Source organism: Yoonia sp. (assembly GCF_036007805.1).
Lineage (GTDB): Bacteria > Pseudomonadota > Alphaproteobacteria > Rhodobacterales > Rhodobacteraceae > Yoonia.
On sequence record NZ_DASYOK010000174.1, the window covers coordinates 1 to 2,447 of the forward strand.

The following is a 2,447-nucleotide window of genomic DNA, read 5'->3' on the forward strand; positions in this document are numbered from 1 at the left end:
GATTGCGTGATCCACGGGGCAAGCTCGGACGCGATAAGATCCACGGCGTCACCGGCGAATTGGTGAAACTCCCCGTCCCCCATCTGGTCAAAGGCTGTGGACTGGTAATCAATCGCGACGGTTTCGCCGCCCGGTCCCGGCGTTGGAAGATCGACAACGCGATACCAACCCCGCTTGAGCTTCACCCACTTTTTGAGGTCTGTCACAGAAGTCTTTGCCGGGCCGCGATTTATCGCCTTCGCCACCTTCCCCAGCATCGCGTGAAAAAGCGACGAAAACCGGCCATTCCGGTCCTCGTCTATGCTGATCCGCAGCCGCGCGCCTTCCGGTATGGATTCAAGCGCCTCCATATGCGCCCGGAAGGGCTGGATCGTGTAGCCTTTGCGCTGGCCCCAGATCGTAAGCATCACTCGGATACCTCGACCTTGACGGCGACGATGCGGCTGCCTGCTACCTCGGCCAAAAAAGCCTTTTCAACGCAGTCACAGCCGTCTTTGTCGCAATCCAACAGCATCACGGCGAAAGCAGGCACCCCCGACGCAACAAGCCCCTTCATGGCGGCGCTCTTTCTGCTGGCACTGGTGGAGGTTGCGTCTAGCGCGCCATTCAGCACAACGGCATAGCCGGTCGCAGTCGTGGCGATACTCTTGTTCAGGGCGTCAATGGCGCTCATTTGTCACCGCCCTTTTTCTCGTATTTCCGCTTCGACCGCTGGGCGACGTAGTGCCATAGGGTAGGGTCTTTCTGCGCTTTGATCGTGGTGAGGCTAACAAGCCCACGCTCGGCCAGATCAAGCGCCTTGGCTCCTGTCGCCTTGAGGCCGGAAAGGTTCTTCACAAACTTGGCGTAGACAAGGTTGTCTCCGGCTGCCGCAGATTTGACCGCCTTTTCCAGCGCCTCCGCGTGCGCTTTTGCGTCGCCGGTCGCGTCAATGAAGATCAGGCTATCGAGTTTTGATCTTGCCATGCCTCAACCCTCCTGCGCTTTGAACTCGGCCAGCTCGGCCTCGATCTTTTCGCGCAGCTTCGGCTCGGCCTGCTCCATCGCGGCTAAATCGGCGGCAAAGTTGGCGCGCACATCATCGACCATCGCCCCAGACAGCAATTCGTCCATGATCCGGTTAAAGGTCTTGTTGTGCTTCTCGAAGCTGGCAACAGCCTCGGCCTCGGTTGTCGCTGCGGGCGCCGGCTCGGCCCCTGCCGCCTTCTGCGCGGGCTTGGCCTGCTCCTGCGTGACTTCTTCGGCCTCGGTGTAGCTTACGGCATCACGCGGCTTGGTTTCAGCCTTGTGCGCGGGCTTGGCTTGCTGCTTGACGGGTTCCGCCTTGCGCTCCTGTTCCGGCTCCGGCACGTCCTCGTCGGAATCAACGGCTTCGCCCTCGATGATCGGGCCGCCCTGATCTGGGTTCAGCGCGAAACCAGCATAGTCCACCTGTGCGCCGCCATCCTTGTCGATCTGGATCGCGTCTTGGAACTCGACCGAGAGCGGCAGGTATTTGGCAAGCGCGCGGATCGCGGTTTTCTTCGCCATCGCGGCTTCATGCGTGAACCAAGGGCTGTTCTTGGTCGATCCGAATTTGACAGCGGTTTGCCAGCCCTGCGAACCGTCGCGGATCTTCATTACCTGTTTCCACGGCAGGACGATCTGGGCAAAGCCACCATCGCGGAATTGCGCCACGGCGTAGGCATGAAGGGGCTGGCCTTCCTGATCGCCCGGAACATGCACCAGCTTCGGGTCTGACCCCTCCTGATAGACCCATTCAATGTCGTCGCTGTAGTGAATATGCGCGCTGATCGTGGTGATGTGGCCCGACCGGCGGGCAAGGTCGATCAGCCCGCGATAGCCGACGATCAACTGAACCTCCGTGATGCCCTTCTTGTTGTTCTTGAACGGGATCATGTAGGCAAAGCCCATGACAGTGTTCGGCTCCAATCCGAGAGCCGCGCATTGCATCAGCGCGCCAAGAAAAGAGATAGGATCGCACTCTTGCAGCTTCGGTGTGGTGCGGATCGCATTTGCAGTGACGCGCATGAGGCGTTCGGGGTTCATGTGGCGGGCGGCCACGGCGGCAAGTTGCGCCTTGGCGTTGTCGTTCACCAGCAGGTGCTTGACGTTAGAAACCTGCGTCAAAGGGGTTTTTGCAAGGGCTTGGTTCATTATGCGGCTGCTTTCGTTTCGAGCTTCGTGGTGCCGGGCACTTCAACACCGGCGCGGACTGCTGCATTGGCGAGACGCTGCAACACGTCGCGCACGTCGGGGTGTTCGTGGAAATGACGGTAGACCAGATTGAGGTTGTCGAGATGCGCCGTGGTCACGGTGCGCAGCGCCATGCTGCGACCGCCGCCTGTGGCGCTGCCGACGTTGGCCTTGGCCTTCCCTGCGCGGGTCGCTGCCGTGTCCAGCTTCGCGGCTTCCTTCTGTGCTGCCTCGGCCTGCGCTGCCGCCAT

Annotated in this window: 5 protein-coding genes; all 5 read right to left on the reverse strand. The window is 60.6% G+C overall.

The window, feature by feature from the left end:
* A partial coding sequence (locus tag VGP75_RS10170) for a NinB/YbcN family protein (protein WP_327543555.1) occupies positions 1-407 on the reverse strand: 407 nt, incomplete at its 3' end.
* Complete coding sequence (locus VGP75_RS10175; protein WP_327543556.1) at positions 407-673, reverse strand: hypothetical protein; 267 nt, start codon at positions 671-673, stop codon at positions 407-409. The genes VGP75_RS10175 and VGP75_RS10170, both read right to left, overlap by 1 nt.
* Complete coding sequence (locus VGP75_RS10180) at positions 670-966, reverse strand: hypothetical protein (protein WP_327543557.1); 297 nt, start codon at positions 964-966, stop codon at positions 670-672. Before VGP75_RS10180 ends, VGP75_RS10175 begins: the two co-directional genes overlap by 4 nt.
* Before the next feature lie 3 nt (positions 967-969).
* Positions 970-2,157 (reverse strand): phage-derived integrase/recombinase RecT, encoded by a 1,188-nt coding sequence (recT, locus tag VGP75_RS10185; protein WP_327543558.1) that lies wholly within the window; start codon positions 2,155-2,157, stop codon positions 970-972.
* Positions 2,157-2,447 (reverse strand): hypothetical protein (locus VGP75_RS10190; RefSeq protein WP_327543559.1); only part of this gene is annotated, 291 nt, incomplete at its 5' end. The genes recT and VGP75_RS10190, both read right to left, overlap by 1 nt.